A 26,079-nucleotide genomic window follows, 5' to 3' on the forward strand; every position below is an offset into this window, starting at 1 on the left:
GTCCGCTGCGGGGCGTGCGAACGGCCCGCGTCTTCTCCACCGCATAGCAAAGGAAACCTCCCATGGCACAGATCGGCCAATTTACCCGCACCCCGTCCGGCTATTCCGGGCATGTCCGCACCCTCACGCTCGACGCGGAGTTGACCTTCGTTCCAGCAGAGAACGCCGAGGCGGAGAATGCGCCCGCCTACCGCATCCACCTCGGCGACGAGGACGGACCGGAAGTCGGCGCGGGCTGGAAACATTCCGGGGAACGCGCCGGGCCGTTCGTTTCGGTCCTGCTCGACGATCCCGTCTTCCAGCAGCCGATCCGCGCCCGCCTGTTCCAGGCGGACGAGGACGGACGCGACTGGGGCTTGCACTGGACCCGCCAAAAGAAGCGCGACGAGCAGGAATGACCATGCTCATCTCCTGCATTCGTCTCGCCTCCGGGAGATACGGCGTCCGCCGCCGCATCATCCTCTCTCTTCTTTCCGGCCTGTTCGTTTCAGCCATCACCACGCCGCCCGTCCTAGCCCAAGCTGCGATGCCCGGTCATGTGGTTGCCGCGCATCCGCACGACGCCCACATTGCGGAAGCCTCGCAACGCTTCGGCATCCCGACGACATGGATCATCGCCGTGATGCGCACTGAGAGCGCGGGCGACGTGCGCGCAATTTCGTCCGCCGGTGCGATGGGACTGATGCAGGTCATGCCCGACACCTGGGCGGATCTGCGCATCCGCCATGCTCTCGGCCGCGACCCCTTCGAGCCGCGCGACAACATCCTCGCGGGCACGGCCTATCTCCGCGAGATGTGGGATCGCTACGGCAATGTGGCCGCGATGCTCGCGGCCTACAATGCCGGTCCCGGCCGTTACGACGAATACCGCGCGACGGCTCGTCCGCTTCCGGCCGAGACACGCGCCTACGTCGCCGCGCTGACACCGATCCTGCTCGGCGAGCGACCGTCGGGGGGCAGCTCGTCGGTTGTTCCACCGCTCGATTGGCGCGAGGCGGCGATCTTCGTGGCGGGAGAAATCGGCGCTACCGCTTCCGATCCGGCTTCACCCGACCCCACGCCTCGCGACGCCCCTTCATTCGTCCCGGCAGCACCGGAAACGCTCACGGCCTTGCAGCCGGAGGGGCTGTTCGTCGCTCGCAGTGCCGGTGAGGACCAGCCATGAGCGGCTCCGTGCGGTTTCGCATCCTGTCGACCGCTGGCGTGTCATGGAGGGCGCGGGGGGTGGCGGCAGGCACCACGACCGGAAGATGGCAGGATAAAAGCGCGCACGGTGCGGCTCGGTCGGTCGGTTGTTTTTGTTCATGTTTTCGGCGCGTTCCGCACCGTGCCGCGCATTCGCGCACCGTGCGCCTCGCGCCCATCCTCCTGAATTTCCTTACTGTCTTGCACCGTGCGGGGCTGTGTCATGTCCGATGAACACGAGTTCCGCATAAGGCCGGGGCGCATCCGCTCGACCCGCGCTCAGCAGACCCGGCCCTTCATCGCGCAGGCGCTCGCCGCCGCGAAGAAGGCCGGCGGTGGCGTCTCTCGATCCGGCCGCGTGACTTCCGGCAATCGCTCCCGCTTCGGGCGCGGCCAGCGCGCCAGCGTCCAGGCCAATCGTCTCATCACCACCCGCACACGCGGCGCCGTCGTCAAGGCGCGCGTGGTGCGCAACATGGCATGGTCCGCGCCGCTCGGAACGCATCTCGATTATCTCCGCCGTGACGGCGTGACCCGAGATGGCGAGAAGGCACGGCTGTTCGGGCCGGGAACGGAGGATGCCGATGGTCGCGCCTTCGCGGAGCGGTGCGGCGATGACCGGCATCATTTCCGGTTCATCGTCTCGCCCGACGACGCGCCGGATATTTCCGACCTCCGATCATTCACGCGCGATCTTGTCGGCCAGATGGAAAAGGATCTCGGGACGCGCCTCGACTGGGTGGCGGTCGATCACTGGAACACCGCGCATCCGCATGTCCATCTGATCGTGCGCGGTGTTCGCGACGATGGGCAGGACCTCGTGATCTCCCGCGACTACATCAAGGAGGGGATGCGGGACCGGGCGCGCGATCTCATCACCCAGGAGCTGGGGCCGCGCACCGATCTCGACATTCACCGTGCGCTAGAGGCCCAGATCGAGGCGGAACGCTGGACCCAGCTCGACCGGCAGCTTGTCCGTGATGCGGGAAAATCCGGCATCGTCGATCTTGCCCCGCTCGCCAGCCGACCGCAGGACGAGTTCCATACGCTGAAGGTCGGGCGGCTGCGCACCCTCGAAATCCTCGGCGTCGCCGGGCAGATCGGCCATTCGCAATGGTTCATCAAGCCCGAGGCCGAGACGGTCTTGCGCGAACTCGGCGAGCGCGGCGACATCATCAAGCGCATGCACCGTGCCCTGATCGCGCGCGGCATCGAACGCGGCTCGGCCAGCTATGTCCTCGCCGGCGAAAGCCTCGACGTTCCCGTCATCGGCCGCCTGGTCGAGCGCGGCCTTGACGACGAGTTGAAGGGCACGGCCTATGCCGTCGTCGATGGCGTCGACGGACGCACCCACCACATCAAGCTCCCTCATCTCGATGCCGCCGGTGACAGCCCGCCCGGCTCAATCGTCGAGTTGCGCGCCTATGAAGATGCGCAAGGTGCGCGCCGCGTCGCGCTCGCTGTCCGCTCCGATCTTGATCTCGGTGCGCAGGTGGGGGCCTCGGGCGCGACCTGGCTCGACCGCCAGGCCATCGCCCGCGAGCCGGTTCCTCTCTCGGATAGCGGCTTCGGCGCCGAGGTCCGTCAGGCACTGGACGAGCGGGCGGAGCATCTGATCGGCGAGGATCTCGCGGAGCGGCAAGGCGGGCGCGTCGTCTTCGCTCGCCGGCTATTGAACACGCTGCGCAGGCGCGAACTCGACAGTCTCGGCGAGAAGCTCGCGGCCGAGACCGGCATGTCCTTCGAGCGCGCCGCCAGCGGCGAATATGTCGCCGGCTCCTATCGCCAGCGCTTCGCGCTCGCCTCAGGCCGCTTCGCCATGATCGACGATGGCCTCGGCTTCCAGCTCGTGCCCTGGTCGCCCTCCATTGAGAAGCAGATCGGCCGTCACGTCTCCGGCATCGCCCGCGACGACGGCGGTGTCGATTGGGACTTCGGGCGCAAGCGCGGCCTCGGCCTCTGACCTCAATCGGAAAGGAACCAACCCCATGTCCGCCACCAAGATCCTCTGGGGACAGATCAGCGTCGTCTTCCTCATCATCCTCGCCACCACCTGGGGCGCCACCCAATATGTCGCCTGGAGCCTTGCCTATCAGGCGCAACTCGGGCCGCCCTGGTTCGAGCTGTTCGGCACCCCGATCTACTATCCGCCCGCACTCTTCTGGTGGTGGTATTTCTATGAAGCCTATGCGCCGCCGATCTTCGCCAAGGGCGGGATCATCGCGGCCTCGGGCGGCTTCATCGCCATCGCGGTCGCCATCGGCATGTCAGTCTGGCGCGCGCGCGAGGCGAAGAACGTCGCCACCTATGGCTCGGCGCGATGGGCGGAGAAACCCGAGGTGAAGGCGGCCGGCCTGCTCGATCCCGATGGTGTCGTCCTTGGCCGGTATGATCGCGAGTATCTGCGCCATGATGGACCGGAGCATGTGCTGTGCTTTGCCCCGACACGTTCGGGCAAGGGCGTCGGCCTGGTGGTGCCGACGCTGTTGACCTGGCCCGGCTCGGCCATCGTCCACGACATCAAGGGCGAGAACTGGCAGCTTACCTCGGGTTTCCGGGCACGCCATGGCCGCGTGCTGCTCTTCGACCCAACCAACCCAAAGTCCTCGGCCTACAATCCGCTGCTCGAGGTGCGCCGCGGCGAGTGGGAGGTGCGCGACGTCCAGAACATTGCCGACATCCTCGTCGACCCCGAAGGCTCGTTGGACAAAAGGAATCACTGGGAAAAAACCAGCCATTCGCTCCTCGTCGGCGCCATCCTTCATGTCCTCTATGCGGAGCCCGACAAGACCCTCGCCGGCGTGGCACGATTCCTCTCCGATCCGAAGCGCCCGGTGGATTCCACCCTGCGCGCCATGATGGAAACCGCGCATCTCGGTGACGCAGGACCGCACCCCGTCATCGCCAGCGCCGCGCGGGAGCTGCGCAACAAATCCGAGAACGAGCGGTCCGGCGTGTTGTCGACGGCGATGTCGTTTCTCGGCCTCTATCGAGATCCGGTCGTGGCCGAGGTCACGCGCCGCTCAGACTGGCGCATCAGCGACATTGTGGGAGGCGATCAGCCGACCACGCTCTACCTCGTCGTGCCGCCCTCCGACATCAACCGCACCAAGCCCTTGATGCGACTGCTGCTGAATCAGGTCGGCCGCCGCCTGACCGAGGATCTGCAGGCGAACACGGGGCGGCATCGGCTGCTCTTGATGCTCGACGAGTTTCCGGCGTTGGGCAGGCTCGACTTCTTCGAGACGGCCCTGGCCTTCATGGCGGGCTATGGTCTCAAGAGCTTCCTGATCGCGCAGTCGCTGAACCAGATCGAGAAAGCCTATGGCCCGAACAACTCTATCCTCGACAACTGCCATGTGCGGGTGAGCTTTGCGACGAATGACGAACGCACCGCCAAGCGAGTCTCGGACGCGCTCGGCACTGCTACCGAGATGAAGGCGATGAAGAACTACGCCGGGCACCGGCTGTCGCCCTGGCTCGGGCACCTCATGGTTTCGCGCTCGGAAACCGCCCGCCAGTTGCTGACGCCGGGCGAGATCATGCAGCTTCCCCCGCATGAGGAGATCGTCATGGTGGCGGGCATCCCCCCGATCCGGGCGACGAAGGCGCGCTACTACGAGGACGCCCGGTTTCGCGAGCGTGTTCTGTCACCACCTGAATTGCAGCGCCCTGAGGGAGCCCGGCCCGACGACTGGACCACGCTTCCGCTCCCGGCGCGGCCGGAAGCCGCCGTGGATGAGGACAACCCCACGACGGATGACGAGGATACGACCGAATCCGAACGCCGCTTGCAGCCAGAACTCAGCCGGGTGAAGCCGGTGGAGAAGAAAAAGCCCATCGAGAACGAGTTTGAGTTCGCCCCGCCCGATGATGTCGACGAGGAGGCTGTCCAGAACCGGCGGATGATCCGGCAGGTCCAGGGGATTGCCCGGCAGGTTGCCATGGACCCGAACGACGGCATGGACCTATAGGACCATGATGCAACGCAAGAAGAAATCAAAGGTCACGATCTATCTCGATCCAGACCTCACTGCGGCGCTGGCCGACTTCGCCGCACGCCGGGATCGGTCGCAATCCATGATCGCCGAGGCTGCCATCGCATCCTTCGTGTCGCCGGATGATGCTGAGCGCCGCGAGGCGATCGTCGCCAAGCGACTCGACCAGATCGACCGCCGCATGACGCGGGTAGAGCGTGATGTCGGCATCGCCGTCGAGAGCCTGGCGGTATTCATTCGTTTCTGGCTGATGACGACGCCAGCCTTGCCCGAGCCGGCGGCAAAGGCGGCAAAGGCCAAATCGGCCGAGCGATACGAGGCGTTCATCACTGCGCTCGGCCGACGCCTCGCACAGGGACCGAAGCTGCGGCAGGAGATTACCGAGGATGTAGCGGCAGCGGACGAATAGATCGTCAGGCGGAGTGCTTGCATTAATGCCGATCCCGTAAACTGCTTTTTCGCGGCGATGGCGCGACGGAGGCGAACGCTACAACTATCGCAAAACCGTTCTTAGGGCACGATCCAGCGTCCTTCCCAGCCGTGGAGCCCTTGCCTAAAGCTGCATCGCCTGTGCGGCTCCGAGGAAAGATCCAATCGTTCCACATGGCTTATGACGATCTCGACCAGGCAGAACCGCGCATAGGCGGTCGCCGGATCGCTATCGTCGGTTTCCATTTCATTCGGCGAGGCCAGCACTGTCCCCGGCGGCAGTGCCGACCGAAAGAGGATATGTGTATGCGGGCGCAGCGCGTTCCAGAAGTCCCGCCGCCTCGTCTCGTCTTCGATGATCTCCGCCCGACCGTCGATGCGCAGTTGAACGACCCTCTCATTGTCGAAGCCGGCAAGCGATACGCACGGATTGGCCGTGATCTCCCGAACCTTGGGCGAACGCAGGTCGGTGATGAAGGACAGACTCGTAGATGCCTCGTTGAAGCTGCGCAGCACGATGGTTCGGATCTTCGGCGCACCGTCCTCGCCGACGGTCGCGAGTTGCATCAGCGTAAAGGGCGTTCGCTGTTTGACCGCATCGGCCAGCACCAGCCAGACATCATGGAGCAATGCCTGCTTCATGGTGCTTTTCCGGCAGGAGCAAGGCCGACACCGGCATCTGGCTCGACCTCCGGTGCCACCTTCCGCGACCCGAACTGAAGCAGAGCGACCCCCGCGAGGATGAGGCACATCGCCAGGTAGCCGATCAGCTGGATCGCCTCGCCGACGAACACGACGCCGATCACCAGGGCCACGACCGGAGGAATGTAGGTAACGCTCGAAGCCGCCAGCGCACCGAGGTTTTCGACGATGTGATAATAGGCGACATAGGCAAGGCCGGTTCCGCAGAGGCCAAGACCGATGACAAGGCCGATCCAGGCCCGGTCGTCGGCGAAGACCGCGCCAATCCCCTCGACCGGGATCACCATGAACAGCAGAAGCATTGCGATGCCGATCTGGTAGGTCGTCAAGGCGGCGGCTGGCAGCTTCAGCGGGCTGACGAATTTTCTGGCATAGACGAAGGAGCAACCGACGCTGAAGGTGCCCGCGATCATCCAGGCGACCCCTGCCATCTCGATGTCGCCACCGACCGACCACGGCTGCGCGATCAGCAACACGCCGAGAAAGCCGAGGGCGACGCCGACCGCCTTTGTCGCCGTGATGCGTTCCTCGCGCAGGAAAAGGAAAGCGCAGACGAAGGTGAAGAGCGGGATCGCCCCGCTCAGCATTCCGGCGATGCTCGACGGCAGCAAGGCCGTGCCCTTGGCGAAGGCGAAATAGTAAAGCGCGGTCGCCACCAGCGCCATGACCGCGAAATGATGCACATGACGGGCATGGCTCCATCGCAGTTCGCCCCGAGACAGCGCGAACAGAAAAACAGGGAGGAAGCCGAAGACCACGCGCAGCAGCGTGATCTGAGCCGGCGTGATGTATTCCGCTGCCCATTTGACGAAGATGAAATTGCTTCCCCAGATGAATCCGAGGAAGCAGAAGGCAAGCCAGGCGGTTTTCTTCATGGGCTTACACGGCGCGGGTGACGCCGCCGTCGACCCGGATATTCTGGCCAGTGATATAGGCCGCGCCATCGGAAGCGAGGAAGGCAACCGTCGCCGCGATTTCCTCGGAGGTGCCGTAACGCTTCAAAGGCACGCCGTCGCGGCGCTCCTCGGTCGCGGGGAGACTGTCGATCCAGCCGGGCAGCACGTTGTTCATGCGGATGTTGTCGGCCGCATAGGTATCGGCGAAGATCTTGGTGAAAGATGCGAGCCCGGCACGAGCAACGGCCGAGGTCGGGAACATCGCACTCGGCTCGAAGGCCCAGGCCGTCGAGATGTTGATAATGACGCCGCCCTTCTGCTTCTGCATGGTCGGAGCGACGAGCCGAGCCGGCCGCACGACGTTCAGGAAATAGGTGTCGAACCCTGCGTGCCAGTCCTCGTCGGTGATTTCGAGGATCTGCTTGCGCGGGCCGTGGCCGGCGCTGTTGACCAGCACGTCGATACGTCCCCAACGCTCAAGGGTGCCGTCGACGAGGCGCTTCAAGTCGTCATTCGACTGGTTCGAGCCCGTGACGCCGAAGCCCCCGAGTTCCTGTGCCAGTGCCTCACCCTTGCCAGAGGACGAGAGAACCGCGACCTTGAACCCATCTGCCGCCAGCCGGCGCGCAGCAGCCGCGCCCATTCCACTACCGCCAGCCGTGATGATTGCGATTTTTTCTACTGTCATATCCGTGGCCTCTGAAAGAGAATTGATCGTGGAAGCCGCCTATACGGAGGCACTATGGATTGGTATCATCCTTTGAAACGGGATACGAACCAGTTCCACTCCCATCACTCTGTAGAAAATCTATCCTATGCCGGAAGGTTTCCCTCGACTCCCCTCGCTCAACGGCCTGCGCGTATTCGAGGTCGTGACGCGGCATCTCAACTTCCGGCTCGCGGCCGAGGAGCTGGGCGTCACGCAAGGGGCGGTCGCGCAGCAGATTCGCGGGCTGGAAGCCGAACTCGGGCTGAAGCTGTTTGAGCGCCAGCCACGCACGCTGGCCTTGACGGAGGCGGGCCGCAGCTACGTTGCCAATATCCGCCGGGCGTTCGAGTTGATCGCCGAGGCGACCGAAATGCTGAAGCCGGAACCCAGGCACCTGACCATCAGCGTCACGCCGACCTTCGCATCACGCTGGCTGATCCCGCGCCTGCCAGATTTTACCGCCACACACCCGGATATAGACCTTCGTATCCTTGCCACGGATCGGCTTTCCAGCTTCCAGACGGATGCGGTCGACATCGCCGTGCGCTATGGGCGGCCACCCTTCGGGGCGGGCCTCAACACCGAACTCCTGTTCGAGCAGGTGATCGTCGCAGTTGCCAGCCCGCTTCTCCTCGAAAAGCTCGGTCCGCCCGACGAGGACGACAATCTCACGCGCTATGCGCTCCTACACGACGCACATAATTTCTGGCCACAGTTCCTCGAACGAGCCTATCCGGGTGGCGTGACCGCCTCAGCCAAGAACATTCGCTTCAACCAGACATCGCTCGCCGTTGACGCGGCTGTCGCCGGTCAGGGTCTGGCGTTAGCGAGCCTGTTCTTCGTGCAGGACGATATTGATGCAGGCCGCCTCGCGCGCCCCTTCGCGACGGAATTGCGCGTCGGTTCGGACTTCTACCTGGTTTCGCCGCGCAAGCCGCGCCACCCTGAACCGACAGCGGATGTGCGGAGCTGGCTCCTGACCGCCGCGCGATGAACCGAATCACCTGACAAGGACCAAGGCGCTGCTTTCAGGCTTGGTCCTAGATGGGGTCACCGCCGTTCTCCTGTATTTGCGCGCTACGCTACTACGACGGTCGAAACTTGTTGAAACGACCCGATTTGGGTCTCTTTTAGTCATCCCCATCCGGGGATCGTCTCTCGCCTCCCCGGTGGAACGGGGACGAGATGGCAGGCATCAACCACAAACAGGCAACGGTGGACCGCGGCGCGCGTATGCTCCGGACGGCGCTCGGGCCTGCCATCTCAACCTTGCTGCAAGACCCGTCTGTCGTCGAGGTCATGCTGAATCCCGACGGGCGCATCTGGGTCGACCGGCTGTCCGAAGGGCTGGCCGATACCGGCGAGATCCTGTCCGCCGCCGATGGCGAGCGCATCGTGCGGCTGGTGGCCCACCATGTCGGCGTCGAAGTGCATGCGCGCAGCCCACGGGTCTCGGCGGAGCTGCCGGAATCGGGAGAGCGCTTCGAGGGGTTGCTGCCCCCGGTGGTGTCCTCGCCTGCCTTCGCCATCCGCAAACCCGCCGTCGCGGTGTTCACCCTCGATGACTATGTGGCGGCCGGCATCATGTCCGAGGATCAGGCAGAAGCACTCCGCGCCGCCGTCCAGTCGCGCGCGAACATCCTGGTCGCGGGCGGCACGTCCACCGGCAAGACCACGCTGACCAATGCGCTGCTCGCCGAGGTGGCGAATACGCAGGATCGGGTCGTAATCATCGAGGATACCCGCGAGTTGCAATGCGCGGCGCCCAATCTGGTCGCCATGCGGACCAAGGATGGTGTCGCCACTCTGTCCGATCTGGTGCGCTCGTCCTTGCGCCTGCGCCCCGACCGTATCCCGATCGGTGAGGTCCGTGGGGCCGAAGCTCTGGACCTGCTCAAAGCCTGGGGCACCGGCCACCCCGGAGGGATCGGAACGATCCATGCCGGTTCCGGCATCGGCGCGCTGCGCCGCCTCGAACAACTCATCCAGGAAGCGGTCGTCACCGTGCCGCGCGCGATGATCGCGGAAACCATCGACCTTGTTGCCGTCCTCTCCGGGCGCGGTTCCGCCCGCCGCCTTGCCGAGCTTGCCCGCGTCGAGGGGCTCGGGCCGGACGGAGACTACCGAATTTCCTCAGCCTTTTCAGAACCCGACACCACTCACAACACTGGAGAACCTGCATGATCCGTCGTGCCTTCCGTATCCGCCACCATATCGCAACCGCATCGGCCTTCGCCTGGGTGAGCCTGATGACGTCCCCGGCCTGGGCCTCCGGCTCCTCCATGCCCTGGGAGGCGCCGCTGCAATCCATCCTCGAATCCGTCGAAGGTCCAGTGGCGAAAATCGTGGCGGTGATCATCATCATCGTCACGGGCCTGACACTGGCCTTCGGCGATACCGGCGGCGGTTTCCGGCGGCTGATCCAGATCGTCTTCGGCATCTCCATCGCCTTCGCGGCATCGAGCTTCTTCCTGTCGTTCTTCAGCTTCGGCGGGGGGGCGCTGGTCTGATGGCCGTGAGCTTCGAGGCCCTCGATACCGTGCCGGGCTTCGCGGTGCCGGTTCACCGCGCCCTGACCGAGCCGATCCTGCTCGGCGGGGCGCCCCGATCCGTCGCGATCCTCAACGGCACGCTGGCTGGCGCCGTCGGCCTCGGCCTTCAGCTATGGCTTGCAGGCATCCTGATCTGGGCCGTCGGTCACATCGCCGCCGTCTGGGCCGCCAAACGCGATCCGCTCTTCGTCGAGGTCGCGCGCCGCCATCTTCGCATCCCCGGCCATCTTTCGGTGTGAGGCACGAGCCATGATGAATCTCGCAGAATACCGTCGCACCGCCTCACGCCTTGCCGACTACCTTCCCTGGGTGGCGCTGGTCGGCTCCGGCGTCGTGCTGAACAAGGACGGCTCGTTCCAGCGCACGGCGAAGTTCCGTGGTCCCGATCTGGATTCCGCCGTCGCGGCCGAGCTGGTCGCGGTGGCCGGGCGGCTGAACAACGCCTTCCGCCGTCTCGGCTCCGGCTGGGCCATCTTTGTCGAAGCACAGCGGTCGGAAGCCGCAAGCTATCCCGCAAGCCGCTTCCCCGATCCGGCCTCGGCGCTGGTCGATGCCGAGCGGAAGGCCGATTTCGAGGAGGAGGGCAGCCATTTCGTCTCTGGCTACTTCCTGACCTTCCTGTGGCTCCCGCCCGCCGAAGATGCCGCACGTTCCGAGTCCTGGCTGTATGAAGGGCGCGAGACCTCGGGCGTGAACCCCTGGGAACTGGTGCGCGGCTTCATCGACCGCACCGACCGCGTGCTGGCGCTGCTCGACGGCTTCATGCCCGAGTGCCGATGGCTCGATGACGCCGGCACGCTGACCTACCTCCACTCGACGATTTCGACCAACCGGCATCGCGTCCGCGTGCCCGAAACTCCGGTCTATCTCGATGCGCTGCTGGCCGATCAGCCGCTGACCGGCGGCCTGGAACCCCGACTGGGCAATCAACATCTCCGGCTTCTGACGATCACCGGCTTTCCGGGCACCACCACACCCGGCCTGCTCGACGAGATGAACCGGCTGGCCTTTCCCTACCGATGGTCCACCCGCGCCATCCTTATGGACAAGACCGACGCGACCCGGCTGCTGACGAAGATCAGGCGGCAATGGTTCGCCAAGCGCAAGAGCATCGCGGCGATCATCAAGGAGGTGATGACCAACGAGCAATCTGCGCTCGTGGATACCGATGCGGCGAACAAGGCCGCCGACGCGGACATGGCCTTGCAGGAACTCGGCGCCGACATGGCCGGGATGGCCTATGTCACGGCGACCGTCACCGTCTGGGACGAGGACGCCCGCCGCGCCGACGAAAAGCTGCGGCTGGTCGAAAAGATCATCCAGTCCCGCGATTTCAGCGTCATGGTCGAGACGGTCAATGCCGTCGACGCCTGGCTCGGCAGCCTGCCCGGACATGCCTATGCCAATGTCCGGCAGCCGCCGGTCTCGACGCTCAACCTTGCCCACATGGTCCCTTCGTCCGCCGTGTGGGCGGGGCCGGAACGCGACGATCATCTCGGCGCACCCCCACTGCTTTACGGCAGGACCGAGGGATCGACGCCGTTCCGGCTTTCCCTGCATGTGGGCGACGTGGGCCATACCCTCGTCGTCGGACCGACCGGCGCGGGCAAATCCGTGCTGCTGGCGCTGATGGCCTTGCAGTTTCGCCGCTATCCGCGCGCTCAGGTCTTTGCCTTCGATTTCGGGGGGTCCATCCGCGCCTGCGCCCTCGCCATGCAAGGGGACTGGCACGATCTTGGCGGCGAGCTGACCGATGCGGCCGATGCTTCCGTCTCGCTGCAACCGCTGGCTCGTATTCACCAGACCTCCGAGCGCGCCTGGGCTGCGGACTGGATCGTCGCGATCCTGATGCGCGAGAACATCCAGATCACCCCGGACGTCAAGGAACATATTTGGACGGCGCTGACTTCGCTTGCTTCCGCCCCGGTCGGCGAACGCACCATCACCGGCCTTGCCGTGCTGCTCCAGTCCAACGACCTGAAACAGGCGCTACGGCCTTATTGCGTCGGCGGCCCGTATGGTCGGCTGCTCGACGCCGAGAGCGAACATCTCGGTTCGGCCGATGTCCAGGCATTTGAAATCGAGGGCCTCGTCGGCACCGGCGCAGCGCCCGCCGTCCTCTCCTATCTCTTCCACCGCATCGGCGATCGGTTGGGTGGGCAACCTACGCTGCTGATCATCGACGAGGGCTGGCTTGCGCTGGACGACGAAGGGTTCGCGGACCAACTCAGAGAATGGCTCAAGACCCTGCGCAAGAAGAACGCCAGCGTCATCTTCGCCACGCAGTCGCTGTCCGACATCGACAATTCCGCCATTGCTCCGGCCATCATTGAAAGCTGCCCGACGCGACTCCTCTTGCCGAACGAGCGCGCCATCGAACCCCAGATCACCGCGATCTATCGCCGCTTTGGCCTCAATGATCGCCAGATCGAAATCCTGGCCAGGGCGACTCCGAAGCGGGACTACTACTGCCAGTCGCGGCGTGGCAACCGCCTGTTCGATCTTGGATTGTCGGAGGTCGGTCTGGCGCTCTGCGCCGCCTCGGCCAAATCCGATCAGGCCCTGATCACCGAAATCCTCGCTGAACACGGTGGCGACGGGTTCCTCTCGGCCTGGCTCCGGGCACGCGACGTCGATTGGGCCGCCGATCTCATCCCGGACCTCACCAATCTCGCGACCGAAAGCGAGACCCTGCCGCCGACGGTCGCTGACCTCGGCGAAATCGAACTCATCCTGGAAGAAGAGGAGATTACCCCATGACGCGCACAATTCCCCGGCTCACCCGCATCGCCAGCGCTTCGGCGCTCGCCCTTGCGCTCACCGCACCGCTGGCGCTGACCCCGATGTTCACGACACCGGCCCACGCCTTCTTCGGCATTGGGCGGATCGTCTATGACCCGACCAACCACGCGGAGAACCTGCTGACCGCCGCCCGCACTCTGGAACAGATCAACAACCAGATCACCTCGCTCCAGAACGAGGCGCAGATGCTGATCAACCAGGCCCGCAACCTCGCGAGCCTGCCCTACAGTTCGCTTCAGGCGCTTCAGCAGAACGTCCAACGCACCCAGCAGCTTCTCGGGCAGGCCCAGAACATCGCCTTCGATGTGCAGAACATCGACCAGATGTTCCAGCAGGATTATGGCAACCTTTCCCTCACGGCCACCGACCAGCAGCTCATTGCGGATGCCCGAACCCGCTGGGAAAATACCGTCGGGGGTCTTCAGGACGCGATGCGGGTGCAGGCGGGTGTCGTCGGCAATATCGACAGCAACCGCGCGGAGATGTCCGCGCTCGTCGGCGAAAGCCAAGGGGCGACCGGCGCGCTTCAGGCCACCCAAGCCGGCAATCAGCTTCTCGCCCTCCAGTCGCAGCAGCTTTCCGACCTGATCGCGGTCATCTCGGCCAACGGCCGGGCCGACGCCCTGATGGAAGCCGAACGCGCGACCGCCGCCGAACAGGGCCGCATCCAGCGCGAACGCTTCCTGACACCGGGCTCGGGCTACCAGCCCGGCAACGCCCAGATGTTCAACTGACGCCGGGGAGGCCCATCATGGAGGGGAAGGTGCTGGCCCGGATCGCAGCCATCGTATTCGTAGCCGTCGCCATCACGGCGGCGATCATCGAGATGAACCGCGAGGATGTAGCCGGTCCGGCCCCTTCCGTTCCTTTGCAGACGCGACAGGTCGATCTCCTGCGCGAGGGGCAGCGTCTCTGTCAGGAAATGGGCGAGGCGGCGGCCAATGACGCCGAATGCTTGGCGATCTGGGCCGAAACCCGCGACCGCTTCCTCGGACGGTCGCCCGCGCAGTCGACGCCTGGCCCGGATGGGGAGCGATAATCATGGGCGGAACGGGGGTCATCGACAATTTTCTCGGTATCTTCACCAGCTACATCGACTCGGGCTTTGGCCTGCTCGGCGGTGAAGTTGCCTTCATCGCGACGACGCTGATCGTCATAGACGTCACGCTCGCCGCCCTGTTTTGGGCCTGGGGCGCCGACGACGACATTCTCGCGCGCCTGGTGAAGAAGACGATCTTTGTCGGTGTCTTCGCCTATATCATTGGCAATTGGAACAGCCTCGCACGCATCGTCTTCGAGAGCTTCGCCGGGCTGGGCCTCATGGCTTCCGGCACAGGCTTTTCGGCCGCAGATCTCCTGCGCCCCGGCCGCGTTGCCCAGATCGGTCTCGACGCCGGGCGGCCGCTGCTCGAATCCATCTCCAGTCTCATGGGCTGGATCGCCGTCTTTGAAAACCTGGTGCAGATCCTCTGCCTGTTCTTCGCCTGGGCACTGGTTATCCTCGCCTTCTTTATTTTGGCAATCCAGCTCTTCGTCACCCTGATCGAGTTCAAGCTGACCACGCTTGCGGGCTTCGTGCTGATCCCCTTCGGCCTGTTCGGCAAGACCGCCTTCATGGCGGAACGGGTTCTGGGGAACGTCATCTCTTCCGGCATCAAGGTGTTGGTCCTCGCCGTCATCATCGGCATCGGCTCGACACTCTTCGGCCAGTTCACCGCCGGCTTCGGCGGCGCGACCCCGACCATCGACGACGCCATGGCGATCGTGCTGGCAGCCCTTTCCCTTCTCGGCCTCGGCATCTTCGGCCCCGGCATCGCCACCGGCCTCGTCTCCGGCGGCCCGCAACTCAGTGCTGGCGCTGCCGTCGGGACTGGCCTCGCTGTCGGCGGTGCCGCGATCGCTGCCGGTGGTGCGACCATGCTCGCCGCGCGGGGGGGCGGTGCCACACTCTCGGGCGGTGCTGCACTTGCACGCGGCGGGGCCTCAGCCGCCGGCGCAGCATCGTCTGCCTATTCCCTCGGCTCCATGGGTGGGTCAGGCGCGGCGGGGGTCGCTTCCGGCCTTGGCGGTGTGGCGCGCGCCGCAGGCTCGGCTGCCATCTCGCCTTTGAAGCGCGCAGCCTCCCATGCCGCCGACAGCATGAAGTCCAGCTATTCCGATGGCGCAAGGGCCGGATTTGCGGCGTCCGGCGGCAGTTCGTCCATGGGCACGGTCGGGGGCGCCCCGTCGCCCGAGCAATCACCTCCTTCAGCCGCTGATGGTCCACCGGCCTGGGCGCAGCAGATGCGCCGCAGCCGGGCGATGAGCCACGGCGTCACCGCTGCCGCCCATGCCGTCCGGTCCGGCGACAGCCACGGTGGCGGCTCCTCAGTCAGCCTTTCCGAAAGTGACCGCACATGAACACCTTCAAACGACCGACGACCCATTACGGCAAGGTGCCGGAACCCGAAACGCCCTATCAGCGCGCCGCGCAAGTCTGGGACGACCGCATCGGCTCGGCCCGCGTGCAGGCGAGGAACTGGCGCTACATGGCGTTCGGTTCGCTGATCCTCTCGGTCGGGTTCGCCGGCGCTCTTGTCTGGCAATCTGCGCGCGGAACCGTCGTGCCCTGGGTCGTTCAAGTCGACAATCTCGGCCAGGCGCAGACCGTTGCCCCCGCTACCGCCGATTATCGGCCGACCGATCCGCAGATCGCATTCCATCTCGGCCGCTTCATCGAACAGGTCCGCTCGCTTCCGGCTGACCCGATCATTGTCCGTCAGAACTGGCTCAGGGCCTATGACTGGACCACGGATCGCGGCGCCGTGGCGCTCAACGACTACGCCCGCGCCAACGACCCGTTCACGCGCGTCGGCCGCCAGCAGGTCGCCGTCGAGGTGTCGAGCATCATCCGGGCGTCCCCGGACAGTTTCCGCGTAGCCTGGACCGAACGCCACTACGAAAACGGCCAGCTCTCCACCACCGAGCGATGGACCGCGATCCTCACCATCGTCATCCAGCCGCCGCGTGACGCCGAGCGCCTGCGCGCCAATCCCTTGGGAATCTATGTCAACGCAATCAACTGGTCGCGGGAGATGAGTCAATGATCCGCACGTCTTTGAGTGAACCCGCTTTTCCGGTTTTCCGTAAACTCGGTTTTCCGGCTTTGTTGCTTGCCGCGACCATGCTCGCTGGCTGCGCCACCAACCGGACACCGCAATTCAGCTACGACGCCGATGTCCCGCCTCTTCCGTCCGCGCAGGCTCCCATCACCGATGCACGCCCAAGGCCGCTGCATGTGCCGCCCACCTGGAATGTGGCGCGGGGCGGCGAGGCTGCCGGCACGGCCACCGGCCGCGTTGAGAACGCCAATGCCGCCGCCCGTGTCGAGCCGCGTCGCGAAGGCTATTACAATGCCATACAGATCTATCCCTGGTCGGAAGGTGCGCTCTACCAAGTCTATGCCGCCGTCGGACAGATCACCACCATCGCGCTGGAGCCGGGCGAGAACCTGACCGGCGCGGGACCGATCGCCGCCGGCGACACGGCCAGGTGGGTGATCGGCGACACAGAGAGCGGAAGCGGTCCGACGCGCCGAGTGCATGTGCTGGTGAAGCCAACCCGGCCGGACATCTCGACCAACCTCGTCATCACCACCGACCGGCGCATCTACATGATCGAACTTCGCGCCCGCGAAGCGCTCTATATGCCTGCCGTGGCATGGGCGTATCCGGCACCGCCGCCGGGCAGCCGAGCGACCGCGCCGTCGGTCCCCGTCATCCCGGCCGAGGCCGCGCGGAACTATCGCTACGCCTTGCAGCTGCAAGGCGACAGCCCGCCATGGCGTCCAGTCTCCGTCTTCGATGACGGCAGGCGCGTCTATGTCGTCTTCCCACGCGGCATCGTGCAGGGCGAGATGCCGCCCCTGTTCGTTCTCGGTTCCGACGGCGAACCGCAGATCGTCAATTCGCGCATCCACCAAAATGTCCTGATCGTCGACAGGCTGTTCGGCGCGGCGGAACTGCGCCTTGGCAGCGGTGACCGCCAGCAGGTGGTCAGAATCGTCCGTATCGAGCAGAGACAGGCCGCTACCCAGTCGGCCGACGCGACCACGGGAGGATCGCCTTCATGAGCGATACCAACACCGCCGCGCCCATGCGGTTGCGCGCCGAGCCGCCCCGCGTCACCCGCTTGTCCCGCAAGGTGCTGGCAGGCGTCGGCGCCGCCGCGCTTCTCGGCGTCGGGGGAGCGCTGATCTATGCGCTCCAGACCCGCGAGGCGGGGCCGGGAGGAGGCGAACTCTACTCAACCGAGAACCGTCCCACTGCGGATGGCCTCGCCGGTCTCCCGCGCGATTATACTGGCCCGATCCTGGGGCCGGCATTGCCGGGCGACCTTGGCCGGCCAATCCTCGATGCACAAAATCGGGGACAGCCGATCGTTCCGCCTGCCATCACAACCCCTGCCGTCGATCCCGAGGAGCAACGCCGCCTCGCGGAAGAAGAAGCCGCACGGTTGAGCAACGTATTTTTCCAGTCAGGCCCACGCACGGGAGGTCCGGCCGGAACAGCCATGCCCGGACTGGCTGGGCTCACAGGACAACCGGACGGAACGGCGGGCCAGAATCGCCATACCGCTTTCCTCAACGGGCCGGTGGACCGGCAGACCGTCGCTCCGGATCGCGTCGCACCGCCGGCCTCGCCCTACATCCTTCAAGCCGGAGCCGTGATCCCGGCCGCGCTCATCACCGGCATCCGTTCCGACCTTCCGGGCCAGATCACCGCACAGGTGACGGAGAACGTCTATGACAGCCCCACCGGCTCGCTGCTCCTGATCCCGCAGGGAACGCGCATCATCGGCCAATATGATGATGGCGTGACCTTCGGCCAGCGCAGGGTGCTCTTGGTGTGGAATCGCCTGATCCTGCCGGGCGGACGCTCCATCGTGCTTGAGCGCCTGCCGGGCGCGGACGCCAGCGGCTATGCCGGCCTTGAGGACGGGATCGACTACCACTGGTGGGATCTGATGAAAGCGGCTGGCCTCTCCACGCTGCTCGCGGTCGGCGCGGAGCTGGCGACCAGCGACGAGGACCGGCTTATCCGGGCCATCCGCGACGGCGCACAGGATACCGTCAATCAGGCGGGCCAACAGATCGTGCAACGTCAGTTGCAGGTTGCCCCCACGCTGACCATCCGGCCGGGCTTCCCGGTCAGGATCATCGTGACCCGCGACCTTGTATTCGAGCCGGCAGGAGGTTGATCATGACCAAGCTGAGACTCGGCCCGCTGCCCGACGACAAGCCCGTCAAGGTGACGGTGGAGCTGCCCGCGCCGCTTCACCGCGATCTGGTCGCCTATGCCGAGGTGCTGGCCCGCGAGAGCGGCCAGCCCGTCGCCGATCCCGTCAGGCTCATTGTGCCGATGCTGGAGCGATTTATTGCGACAGATCGCGGCTTCGCAAAAGCACGTCGCTCGCCCCAATCTGCGAAGCCGCTTGCTTGAGCCTCATAGCCTTGGCAGACGCCGCCTTTGCCATGGAGAGCAACCTGCGGAACGCGGGATTGTCGTTCGCCGGGGACCAGACCGCCGAAAATGGAAGCACCTCGGCGGCGATGGGTCGGTATGTGATGCCTGGAAGCGCGGCCACCGTCATGGCCTCGCTCACTAGCGTCAGACCCTGGCCGATCGCCACCAGCGGCAGCAGGTTATCCCGACCGACCGATTGAACCTGGATCTCGGGATGCCGGCCGAGGTCCGCCAACTCCCGCACCAGATGGTCATGGATCTCCTGGCCCGGCGCGGCTTCGCTGACGATGAAGGGCTCATCGGCGAGATCTCCCCACATCACCTCGTCCAAAGCCGCCAGGGGGTGGAGATCGGGCAGCACAACGAAAACCCGCTCGGACCACAGAGGCGCCCGGTCGCATCCAGGCCATTCCCGGTCGCCGGTCAGGAAGGCGACGTCGAGGCGGAACTGGCGGATGGCCGCGACGTGTTCGGCAGGATCGCCGTCGATCAGTTCGATCCTGACGTCTTTATGAGACCGACCATAGCTTGCCAGCAGCTTTGTCAAAAAGCCCGAAGCGATGGACGAATAGATGCCGATCCGCACTCGTCCCTGCTCGGATCGTCCTGCGGCGGCAACTTCGTGAGCGCCTTCGTCTATCGTCTTGATAGCCCGACGCGCGCGATGAAGGAAACGCTGCCCCGCAAAGGTCTGCGACACGCCCCATGCGTGCCGGTGAAAAAGGGACGCGCCCATCCTGTCTTCGAGATCGGCGATGCAACGGCTGATTGCCGATTGCGATAGTCCTAACGAACTCCCTGCCTTTCGGAAGCTGCCATGTTCGGCAGCGGCTATGAAGTAGCGAAGGTGACGAAGCTCGATGGAGTCAGGGAACTTGGCGGTCTCCTTCATCCGAGGGCCGCCGTCCGGATCATATGCTCTCGGACCATAGGCAAGCCAACTGTCCCTCTCCGATTGTCGAGCATTCACGCGATGACGAGACGTATCGCGCGTAGCGGGTCATAGCCAGATCATACAACATTTGAACACATAAACAACTGTTCAATATTTGTATGAAAGAGGAAGATAATCGAGAGAGGCGATGCCACCGCCAGGTCAAGATGCCGAAGTCTCAAAACGAGCCCGTGGCGCTTGAGGATTGCGGTCGTGGCATGACGGATGCTTGCGGCTTACAACGGTGGCAAGGTCAAGCAGAAAGTTTTCTGAATTTTGCCCCTTGACCTTCCAACGGTGGAAAGCCCCATTTTCCAGAGGACTCAAATCAAGGAGCCCTCCATGTATCTCTTCACCGTTCCCAACATGACATGCGGCGGTTGCGCCAAGTCGGTAACCAAGGCGCTGCAAATCGTCGATGCCGCCGCGAAGATCGAGACTGATCCGCCCAAGCGTGAGGTCCGTGTTGAATCATCCGCGACCGAGGCGGACCTGCGTGCCGTTCTCACCGAGGCGGGCTATCCGGCCGAAGGCGCCCCGGCAGCCGCCTGATGCTACCTCCTGCCCACTGATCATGAGCGTCAAGCTGCTCCCGTAGGTGTCCCCCGGTTCATTGCAGTGTCAAAATGGGCAGTCCTCGGGCTGCCCATTTTGATTTCTAGGATCAGCCAGATCTTCAACGTCGAAGGCGTCGGCATTGCCCTGTGCGCCGTCACGACCCGTCGGTCCTAGAGGCTTCGGGCAGATGGCAAAAAAATTCGCACGGCTGGTTGACAAGCATACACTTGAACAACTATTCAAGTGTTGACTTGATGCAACCGGAAACGAGCAATGGCAAACTCATCACACTCCCACAGCGACCATGACGGTCACGACCACTCCAAGCACGACCATAACCACGGCGGCGGCCACGATCATGGTCACGATCACGATCATGACCACTCGCATGTCCCGACAGTCACGAAGGACAACGAGCGCAAAATCCTCATTTCCTTTTTCATCATCTTCACCTTCATGATCGTGGAGGCCGTCGGCGGCGTGATCTCGGGCTCGCTCGCGCTGCTTGCCGATGCCGGCCACATGCTGACCGACGCAATCGCGCTCGGCCTCGCCTATGTCGCCTTCCGCCTCGGTCGGCGGGCCGCGGACGGCCAGCGCACCTTCGGCTATGCCCGCTTCGAGGTGATCGCCGGCCTGGTCAACGCTCTTACGTTGTTCGGCATCGTCGGCTTTATCGTCTATGAGGCTATCGAACGGTTCCAGGAGCCCCAGCCGGTCCTCGCTGGTTCGATGTTCGTCGTAGCCATCATCGGCATGCTCGTGAACCTCTTCGTGCTTTGGTATCTGACGCGCGGAGATTCCGAACACGTCAACGTCAAGGGCGCTGTCCTGCACGTCATGGGCGACCTGCTCGGCTCGGTGGGTGCGATCGTCGCCGCTGTCGTCATCTGGTATACGGGTTGGACTCCTATCGACCCCATCCTGTCGGTATTCGTGTCTCTGCTGATCCTGCGCAGTGCATGGAGCCTGCTCAAGAACACTCTGCATATCCTGCTCGAAGGCGCACCTGACAACGCCGGCGCCGACAAGATCTCCGAGCATCTTCTCAAGACTGTTCCTGGTATCCAGAGCGTCAACCATATCCATGTCTGGTCGCTGACCTCCGGTCGTGTGCTGGCGACGCTTCAGGTGCAGCCGATGGAAGGCGTCGATGTTCGCAGCGTCATGAAACAGGTCGAGGCCGAACTGAAAACGAAGTTCAAAATCGAACACCCGACGATCGGCATCGACTGGGACGGAGTAGCCAGTTGCACCTTGGAGGAGCCGAACACCGCGGCGCTATCCCATGCGGGTCATTCGCACTGATCGGTCGCGCCTGATGGTTCACTCAGTTGATCGGGAAGGTTCGACATGAATATCGCAGAAGCCCCTTCGTCCCAAGAGTTGAACTTTCTCGCTGAAACCTTCCGCCTGCTGGGTGATCCCAGCAGGCTGAAGATTCTCCTGCACTGCGAAGACGGTCCGAAATCCGTGACCGATATTTCCGAGGCGCTGGAGCTTTCGCAGTCGCTCGTCAGCCATCACCTGCGTCTTCTTCGTGGCGCGCGCCTGGTGACCCGTGTTCGCCACTCGAAGCAAATGTTCTACGAGGTCACCGACAGGCATGTCGGTGACGTTCTGCTCGACATGCTCTCGCATGCGCGTGAGGAAAGGGAAGGCGACCCAAAACGCGACATCATCGGTCCTCGTTCTTGAGCAGCCCTTCGCTGGCCTGTGACACTAAATGTCGATCTTGGTAGTTCTCAATCGCAAAGCGTTGGCAATGACGCTGACCGAAGAGAGCGCCATGGCCAGTGCGGCAAGCGCCGGTGACAACAGCAGCCCCATCACGGGATACAGTAACCCGGCCGCCACCGGCACGCCTGCCGAGTTGTAGAAGAATGCGAAGAACAGGTTCTGCCGGATATTGCGCATTGTCGCTCCCGACAGGCGACGCGCCTTCACGATCCCCAATAGGTCACCGCCTAGCAGCGTGACTCCCGCGGATTCCATGGCGACATCCGTTCCTCCGCCCATCGCTATGCCGACATCGGCAGCCGCAAGCGCTGGGGCGTCATTCACCCCATCGCCCGCCATGGCGACGATACGGCCTTCCTTGCGAAGACGTGTAACAACCTCGCTCTTGCGTTCTGGAAGCACCTCGGCCTCCACATCGGCGATGCCCAGCTCTTTTGCCACCGCCTGAGCCGTGAGCTTATTGTCACCAGTCATCATGACCACGCGGATGCCGTCCTTTCGGAGGGCTTCCAGCGCTGCCGGCGTAGTGGATCGTATGGGATCGGCCACGCCGATGGCGCCGACGGGCCGGCCGTCGATGGCGACCAAGACGGCGGTGGCCCCGCGTGAGCGAATGACGTCCGCCTCGATCGCCGCTGCGCCCGGCTGAACGCCTTCCAGCTCCAAAAACTTGGCGCTACCGATCAGCACGCGCTGACCGGCGACGGTTCCCAAGACTCCCCGACCGACAGGAGAGTCGACGTCCGAGGGTTCCGACAGTGCGAGCTGCTTCTCCACCGCGGCACGGACAATAGCCTGTGCAATCGGATGTTCGCTCGCACGTTCAAGGCTCGCCGCGGCTTGAAGAAGTTCCGTCTCGCTCCGCCCATCGACCGGAACGATGGCCGTGACGGCCGGTTTCCCCTCCGTAAGCGTGCCGGTCTTGTCGACCACGAGGGTATCGATCTTCTCCAGCCTTTCGAGCGCCTCGGCGTTCTTGATCAGCAATCCGAGATTGGCGCCTTTGCCGACGCCAACCATGATCGACATCGGCGTTGCAAGGCCAAGGGCGCATGGGCAGGCGATGATGAGAACAGAAACAGCCGCAATCAGGCCGTAACTCAACCGGGGTTCCGGGCCAAAAAGGGTCCAGGCCACAAAAGCGATCAAGGCGATAACGATGACCAGTGGAACGAACCAGCCGGACACCTGGTCTGCTAAGCGCTGGATCGGGGCGCGGGACCGCTGCGCCTGCGCCACCATCTGGACGATCTGCGAAAGCATGGTATCGCGACCAATGCGAGCCGCATCCATGACCAGAGCGCCAGATTGATTGATGGTCCCTGCGATGAGCTTTGCACCCGGCTCTTTCGTGACCGGCATCGATTCGCCGGTAATCATCGATTCATCGACGGCCGAACGCCCCTCCAGCACCGTCCCGTCCACCGGAACTTTCTCGCCCATGCGAACACGAAGCTTGTCGCCGACGGCAATATGCTCGACCGCCACCTCCTCGTCGGTGCCATCTGGCCGGATACGTCGGGCTGTCTTCGGAGCCAGGTCAAGAAGCGCGCGTATCGCGCCCGAGGTCTGTTCGCGCGCGCGTAGCTCCAGCACTTGGCCGAGCAGCGCCAGCACCGTGATCACCGCGGCCGCCTCGAAGTAAACCGCAACGGTGTCTCCCATCATCCGCGCCGTTTCCGGGAACAGGTCGGGGGCGAGCGTTGCCACCACGGAGTAAATCCAGGCAACGCCTACGCCCATCGCGATGAGCGTGAACATATTGAGCGATCGGTTCACCACGGACGCCCAGCCGCGCTGAAAGAACGGCCAGCCTGCCCACAGCACCACCGGCGTCGCCAGTATGAGTTGCAGCCAGTTGTTGATCTGGCCAGGAATGTAACGATGCAGGCCGAAAAGTTCGCTGCCCATCCCAAGGAAGACCACCGGAACAGAAAGGGCGGCACCCACCCAGAACCGTCGAGTCATGTTGACCAGTTCCGCACTGGGTCCGGTTTCGGCCGTCGGCATTTCGGGTTCCAGCGCCATCCCGCAGATCGGGCATGATCCTGGACCGACCTGACGGATCTGGGGGTGCATCGGACAGGTAAAGATCGTGCCCTCCGGCACTACCGCTGCCTGGGTCGGTTCCGATGGTCCAACATATTTGCCCGGATCGGCCATGAACTTGGTCTGGCAGTTCTCGGAGCAGAAATAATACGTCGCGCCCTGGTATTGGGCTCGGTGCTTAGCCGTTGTGGGGTCCACGGACATCCCACAAACGGGGTCCTTCACAGTATCGCTTGCCTCCGCAGTCGCGGTGTGATGGCCCGATCCGCCACCGTGCCCCTTGTTATGGGCATGGGCGGCGCCTTGATGATGGTTATGGTCGTGAACCATAGTAAGCCTCCGCTTCCCTTATCTCCCCGCATGCAGGTTGCCACCGCATGCGAACCAAGCCCCGACTAATCGTTCAGCCGGCCAGCAATCGCCTGCATTTGCTCGATCTCGCGACGCTGGGCGACCTCAATCTCTTCACACAACGCCAGAAGCTCGGCGTCCGACAGGTTGGCCTCTCTGCACATCAAGATGGCTCCCGAGTGATGCGGAATCATCGAGTCGATAAACTGGCGGTCATCGATCATGGCTTGGGATCGAGTCGCCCAAAATGATCCCAGGGTAAGGACGACAAAAAGCACATAGAGGACAATATTCACGCTGCGGTTCGGAAACATGCCCGGCATCGTCGCCAGCATGAAGATGCCCATCGGCGCCCACATGGTTATCGCCATGTAAAGCATGTTCAGATTGTTCCGGAAGTCGCCCCAGCCGTCGATCATCGAAAACATCACGACATACATCACGATGAGGCCGAGGATCATGTTGATCCAGAACATCAGATAGGGACGGCCATGGGAGCCGTGGCTATTCCCCGAATGCCCGCCATGAGCCGTGTGGTCGCTCGCCATTTGATCGTCCTTTCGCGGTTGTCAGTGTCCAATGCCCATCGGCTTGAAGATCATCCAGACCGCCATGCCGATCATCATGAGGTTCTCGGTGAGCGACACGAAGCCGAGCGGCACGTTGCTGTCGCCACCGACGCAGGCGCATTTCAGCTCGCGCCTGTCGATATAGACCGCCTTGAACACCGAGACCGCGCCGATGCCGCCGATGAACAGCGCGACGGGGATCGACACCCACATCAGGGCACCGGAGATCATCAGGACGCCGGCGAGCGCCTCCGCGAAGGGATAGATGTAGGCATATCGGACCCATCGCTGCGCCAGAAGGTCGTAGTTCAGGAACATGGTCGCGAAGCCTTCCACGTCCTTCAGTTTCTGAAGGGCAAGAAGGCACATCGCGATGGCGATGAGCCATTCGGCGGCTTGGACCGTCGCGAGGTTCCCGAACGCCGCCCAACTCGCGGCCAAAGCCATTAGGGCAGCCATCGCGAACAGCGCGATCACCGGCTTGTAGGTAACGGCATCCTTGTCCTCGACCTTGCCGCCGAAGAACCGGACGAGATCATCGTAACCGCCGATCCGCTTGCCGCCTATGAAGGTCTGCGGCGTCGATTGAACATCATGCTTTGCCTTGAAGGCGTCCGTCTCCGCGCGGGTCGTCAGATGGTGATCGTCGACCTCGTAGCCTTCCCGCTTGAGCAGATCGAGCGCTTTCAACCCGTAGGGGCAGGTATGGTTTTCCATCACCATTCTATGAAGTTCGGCGCGTTTGGCTGCATGGGTCGCCATAGTCTGATCCCTTCGATCTAAAGTTTCGCTTTCGCGAACACCTCCACCAGTTCATTGAACTTGGCGCGCTGAAGGTCTGCATCGCCCGATGCGATCGCCTCCTCGACGCAGCAGGCGGCATGCGATCGCAACACCTGGTTCTCCACCTTGGAGAGCGCGGCTTTAACCGCGTGGATCTGGTTGAGAATGTCGATGCAGTATCGCTCGTCCTCGACCATCTGGCCGACACCGCGAACCTGCCCGGCGATCCGGTTGAGCGACGCGATGATCTGCTTGGAATTTTTGTTGCACATCCAGCTACCCCTACCCGGTATGGGTATATATACGTTAGAGCAAAAG

Annotated in this window: 28 protein-coding genes; 20 read left to right on the forward strand and 8 right to left on the reverse strand. The window is 63.8% G+C overall.

What is annotated here, in order from left to right:
* Positions 1-62 precede the first annotated feature (62 nt).
* The 5 genes from FQV27_RS09255 to FQV27_RS09275 all read left to right on the forward strand — a co-directional run bounded on the left by FQV27_RS09255 (position 63) and on the right by FQV27_RS09275 (position 5,592).
* Entirely contained in the window at positions 63-398 is a 336-nt protein-coding gene (locus tag FQV27_RS09255) for a DUF736 domain-containing protein (protein ID WP_080620498.1), read from the forward strand.
* A 2-nt stretch (positions 399-400) separates the two neighbouring features.
* Positions 401-1,165 (forward strand): lytic transglycosylase domain-containing protein, encoded by a 765-nt coding sequence (locus FQV27_RS09260; protein ID WP_080622748.1) that lies wholly within the window; start codon positions 401-403, stop codon positions 1,163-1,165.
* A gap of 243 nt (positions 1,166-1,408) precedes the next feature.
* Positions 1,409-3,148, forward strand: a complete 1,740-nt coding sequence (locus tag FQV27_RS09265) for a relaxase/mobilization nuclease domain-containing protein (protein ID WP_080620499.1) — start codon at positions 1,409-1,411, stop codon at positions 3,146-3,148.
* Positions 3,149-3,173: 25 nt separating this feature from the next.
* A complete protein-coding gene (locus FQV27_RS09270) occupies positions 3,174-5,159 on the forward strand; it encodes a conjugal transfer protein TraG (RefSeq protein WP_089389005.1) in 1,986 nt (661 codons plus the stop codon).
* A gap of 4 nt (positions 5,160-5,163) precedes the next feature.
* Positions 5,164-5,592 (forward strand): ribbon-helix-helix protein, CopG family, encoded by a 429-nt coding sequence (locus FQV27_RS09275; protein ID WP_080620500.1) that lies wholly within the window; start codon positions 5,164-5,166, stop codon positions 5,590-5,592.
* Positions 5,593-5,693: 101 nt separating this feature from the next.
* Here the strand turns inward: FQV27_RS09275 and FQV27_RS09280 are convergent, their stop codons facing one another.
* From FQV27_RS09280 to FQV27_RS09290, 3 genes are read right to left on the reverse strand one after another with little or no spacing between them, the layout of a single operon-like run.
* Positions 5,694-6,254 carry a pyridoxamine 5'-phosphate oxidase family protein gene (locus FQV27_RS09280; protein ID WP_080620501.1) on the reverse strand — a complete coding sequence of 187 codons (561 nt, stop codon included), beginning with the start codon at positions 6,252-6,254 and terminating at the stop codon, positions 5,694-5,696.
* Positions 6,251-7,189 (reverse strand): DMT family transporter, encoded by a 939-nt coding sequence (locus tag FQV27_RS09285; RefSeq protein WP_080620502.1) that lies wholly within the window; start codon positions 7,187-7,189, stop codon positions 6,251-6,253. Before FQV27_RS09285 ends, FQV27_RS09280 begins: the two co-directional genes overlap by 4 nt.
* Positions 7,190-7,193: 4 nt before the next feature.
* Positions 7,194-7,898, reverse strand: coding sequence for an SDR family oxidoreductase (locus tag FQV27_RS09290; protein WP_080620503.1), 705 nt, complete (start codon positions 7,896-7,898; stop codon positions 7,194-7,196).
* A 127-nt stretch (positions 7,899-8,025) separates the two neighbouring features.
* On the opposite strand from FQV27_RS09290, the gene gcvA reads away from it, so the two are divergent.
* From gcvA to FQV27_RS09350, 12 genes are all read left to right on the forward strand, one after another.
* Positions 8,026-8,913, forward strand: a complete 888-nt coding sequence (gcvA, locus tag FQV27_RS09295; protein WP_080620504.1) for a transcriptional regulator GcvA — start codon at positions 8,026-8,028, stop codon at positions 8,911-8,913.
* A gap of 239 nt (positions 8,914-9,152) precedes the next feature.
* The gene (gene trbB, locus FQV27_RS09300; RefSeq protein ID WP_425274181.1) at positions 9,153-10,103 is read left to right on the forward strand and encodes a P-type conjugative transfer ATPase TrbB; all 951 of its coding nucleotides are present in this window, start codon (positions 9,153-9,155) and stop codon (positions 10,101-10,103) included.
* Positions 10,100-10,429, forward strand: coding sequence for a TrbC/VirB2 family type IV secretion system protein (locus tag FQV27_RS09305; protein ID WP_028710779.1), 330 nt, complete (start codon positions 10,100-10,102; stop codon positions 10,427-10,429). The genes trbB and FQV27_RS09305 overlap by 4 nt, the downstream gene beginning before the upstream one ends.
* Positions 10,429-10,710 carry a VirB3 family type IV secretion system protein gene (locus FQV27_RS09310; protein ID WP_080620506.1) on the forward strand — a complete coding sequence of 94 codons (282 nt, stop codon included), beginning with the start codon at positions 10,429-10,431 and terminating at the stop codon, positions 10,708-10,710. The genes FQV27_RS09305 and FQV27_RS09310 overlap by 1 nt, the downstream gene beginning before the upstream one ends.
* 10 nt (positions 10,711-10,720) lie before the next feature.
* Positions 10,721-13,231 carry a conjugal transfer protein TrbE gene (trbE, locus tag FQV27_RS09315; protein ID WP_080620507.1) on the forward strand — a complete coding sequence of 837 codons (2,511 nt, stop codon included), beginning with the start codon at positions 10,721-10,723 and terminating at the stop codon, positions 13,229-13,231.
* On the forward strand, positions 13,228-14,007 hold the full coding sequence (gene trbJ, locus FQV27_RS09320) for a P-type conjugative transfer protein TrbJ (RefSeq protein WP_080620508.1): 780 nt from the start codon (positions 13,228-13,230) through the stop codon (positions 14,005-14,007). The genes trbE and trbJ overlap by 4 nt, the downstream gene beginning before the upstream one ends.
* 17 nt (positions 14,008-14,024) lie before the next feature.
* Positions 14,025-14,312, forward strand: coding sequence for a putative entry exclusion protein TrbK-alt (gene trbK-alt, locus FQV27_RS09325; protein WP_080620509.1), 288 nt, complete (start codon positions 14,025-14,027; stop codon positions 14,310-14,312).
* A 2-nt stretch (positions 14,313-14,314) separates the two neighbouring features.
* A complete protein-coding gene (trbL, locus tag FQV27_RS09330) occupies positions 14,315-15,673 on the forward strand; it encodes a P-type conjugative transfer protein TrbL (RefSeq protein WP_080620510.1) in 1,359 nt (452 codons plus the stop codon).
* A complete protein-coding gene (gene trbF / locus FQV27_RS09335) occupies positions 15,670-16,359 on the forward strand; it encodes a conjugal transfer protein TrbF (protein ID WP_080620511.1) in 690 nt (229 codons plus the stop codon). Before trbL ends, trbF begins: the two co-directional genes overlap by 4 nt.
* Entirely contained in the window at positions 16,356-17,384 is a 1,029-nt protein-coding gene (gene trbG, locus FQV27_RS09340; RefSeq protein WP_080620512.1) for a P-type conjugative transfer protein TrbG, read from the forward strand. Before trbF ends, trbG begins: the two co-directional genes overlap by 4 nt.
* Complete coding sequence (locus FQV27_RS09345; protein WP_080620513.1) at positions 17,381-18,511, forward strand: TraB/TrbI/VirB10 family type IV secretion system protein; 1,131 nt, start codon at positions 17,381-17,383, stop codon at positions 18,509-18,511. Before trbG ends, FQV27_RS09345 begins: the two co-directional genes overlap by 4 nt.
* Positions 18,512-18,513: 2 nt before the next feature.
* Positions 18,514-18,753 (forward strand): DUF2274 domain-containing protein, encoded by a 240-nt coding sequence (locus FQV27_RS09350; RefSeq protein ID WP_080620514.1) that lies wholly within the window; start codon positions 18,514-18,516, stop codon positions 18,751-18,753.
* Here the strand turns inward: FQV27_RS09350 and FQV27_RS09355 are convergent.
* Positions 18,686-19,669: a LysR family transcriptional regulator gene (locus tag FQV27_RS09355; RefSeq protein ID WP_080620515.1), complete on the reverse strand. Its 984-nt coding sequence runs from the start codon at positions 19,667-19,669 to the stop codon at positions 18,686-18,688. The genes FQV27_RS09350 and FQV27_RS09355 overlap by 68 nt on opposite strands.
* Before the next feature lie 384 nt (positions 19,670-20,053).
* Between FQV27_RS09355 and FQV27_RS09360 the strand changes: the two genes are divergently transcribed.
* The 3 genes from FQV27_RS09360 to FQV27_RS09370 all read left to right on the forward strand — a co-directional run bounded on the left by FQV27_RS09360 (position 20,054) and on the right by FQV27_RS09370 (position 21,967).
* Positions 20,054-20,263 (forward strand): heavy-metal-associated domain-containing protein, encoded by a 210-nt coding sequence (locus tag FQV27_RS09360; protein WP_080620516.1) that lies wholly within the window; start codon positions 20,054-20,056, stop codon positions 20,261-20,263.
* Between the two features lie 279 nt (positions 20,264-20,542).
* Complete coding sequence (locus FQV27_RS09365) at positions 20,543-21,577, forward strand: cation diffusion facilitator family transporter (protein ID WP_080620517.1); 1,035 nt, start codon at positions 20,543-20,545, stop codon at positions 21,575-21,577.
* Positions 21,578-21,622: 45 nt separating this feature from the next.
* Positions 21,623-21,967: an ArsR/SmtB family transcription factor gene (locus FQV27_RS09370; protein ID WP_080620518.1), complete on the forward strand. Its 345-nt coding sequence runs from the start codon at positions 21,623-21,625 to the stop codon at positions 21,965-21,967.
* A 24-nt stretch (positions 21,968-21,991) separates the two neighbouring features.
* Here the strand turns inward: FQV27_RS09370 and FQV27_RS09375 are convergent, their stop codons facing one another.
* The 4 genes from FQV27_RS09375 to FQV27_RS09390 form a co-directional block, all read right to left on the reverse strand.
* Positions 21,992-24,388, reverse strand: a complete 2,397-nt coding sequence (locus tag FQV27_RS09375) for a heavy metal translocating P-type ATPase (protein WP_089389385.1) — start codon at positions 24,386-24,388, stop codon at positions 21,992-21,994.
* Positions 24,389-24,453: 65 nt separating this feature from the next.
* Positions 24,454-24,957, reverse strand: a complete 504-nt coding sequence (locus FQV27_RS09380; RefSeq protein ID WP_080620520.1) for a DUF305 domain-containing protein — start codon at positions 24,955-24,957, stop codon at positions 24,454-24,456.
* Between the two features lie 21 nt (positions 24,958-24,978).
* The gene (locus FQV27_RS09385; protein WP_230382932.1) at positions 24,979-25,701 is read right to left on the reverse strand and encodes a MauE/DoxX family redox-associated membrane protein; all 723 of its coding nucleotides are present in this window, start codon (positions 25,699-25,701) and stop codon (positions 24,979-24,981) included.
* A gap of 56 nt (positions 25,702-25,757) precedes the next feature.
* Positions 25,758-26,033: a metal-sensitive transcriptional regulator gene (locus FQV27_RS09390; protein ID WP_064790834.1), complete on the reverse strand. Its 276-nt coding sequence runs from the start codon at positions 26,031-26,033 to the stop codon at positions 25,758-25,760.
* Between the last annotated feature and the right edge of the window lie 46 nt (positions 26,034-26,079).

The sequence above is a fragment of the Paracoccus aurantiacus genome, assembly GCF_007993065.1.
GTDB lineage: Bacteria > Pseudomonadota > Alphaproteobacteria > Rhodobacterales > Rhodobacteraceae > Paracoccus > Paracoccus aurantiacus.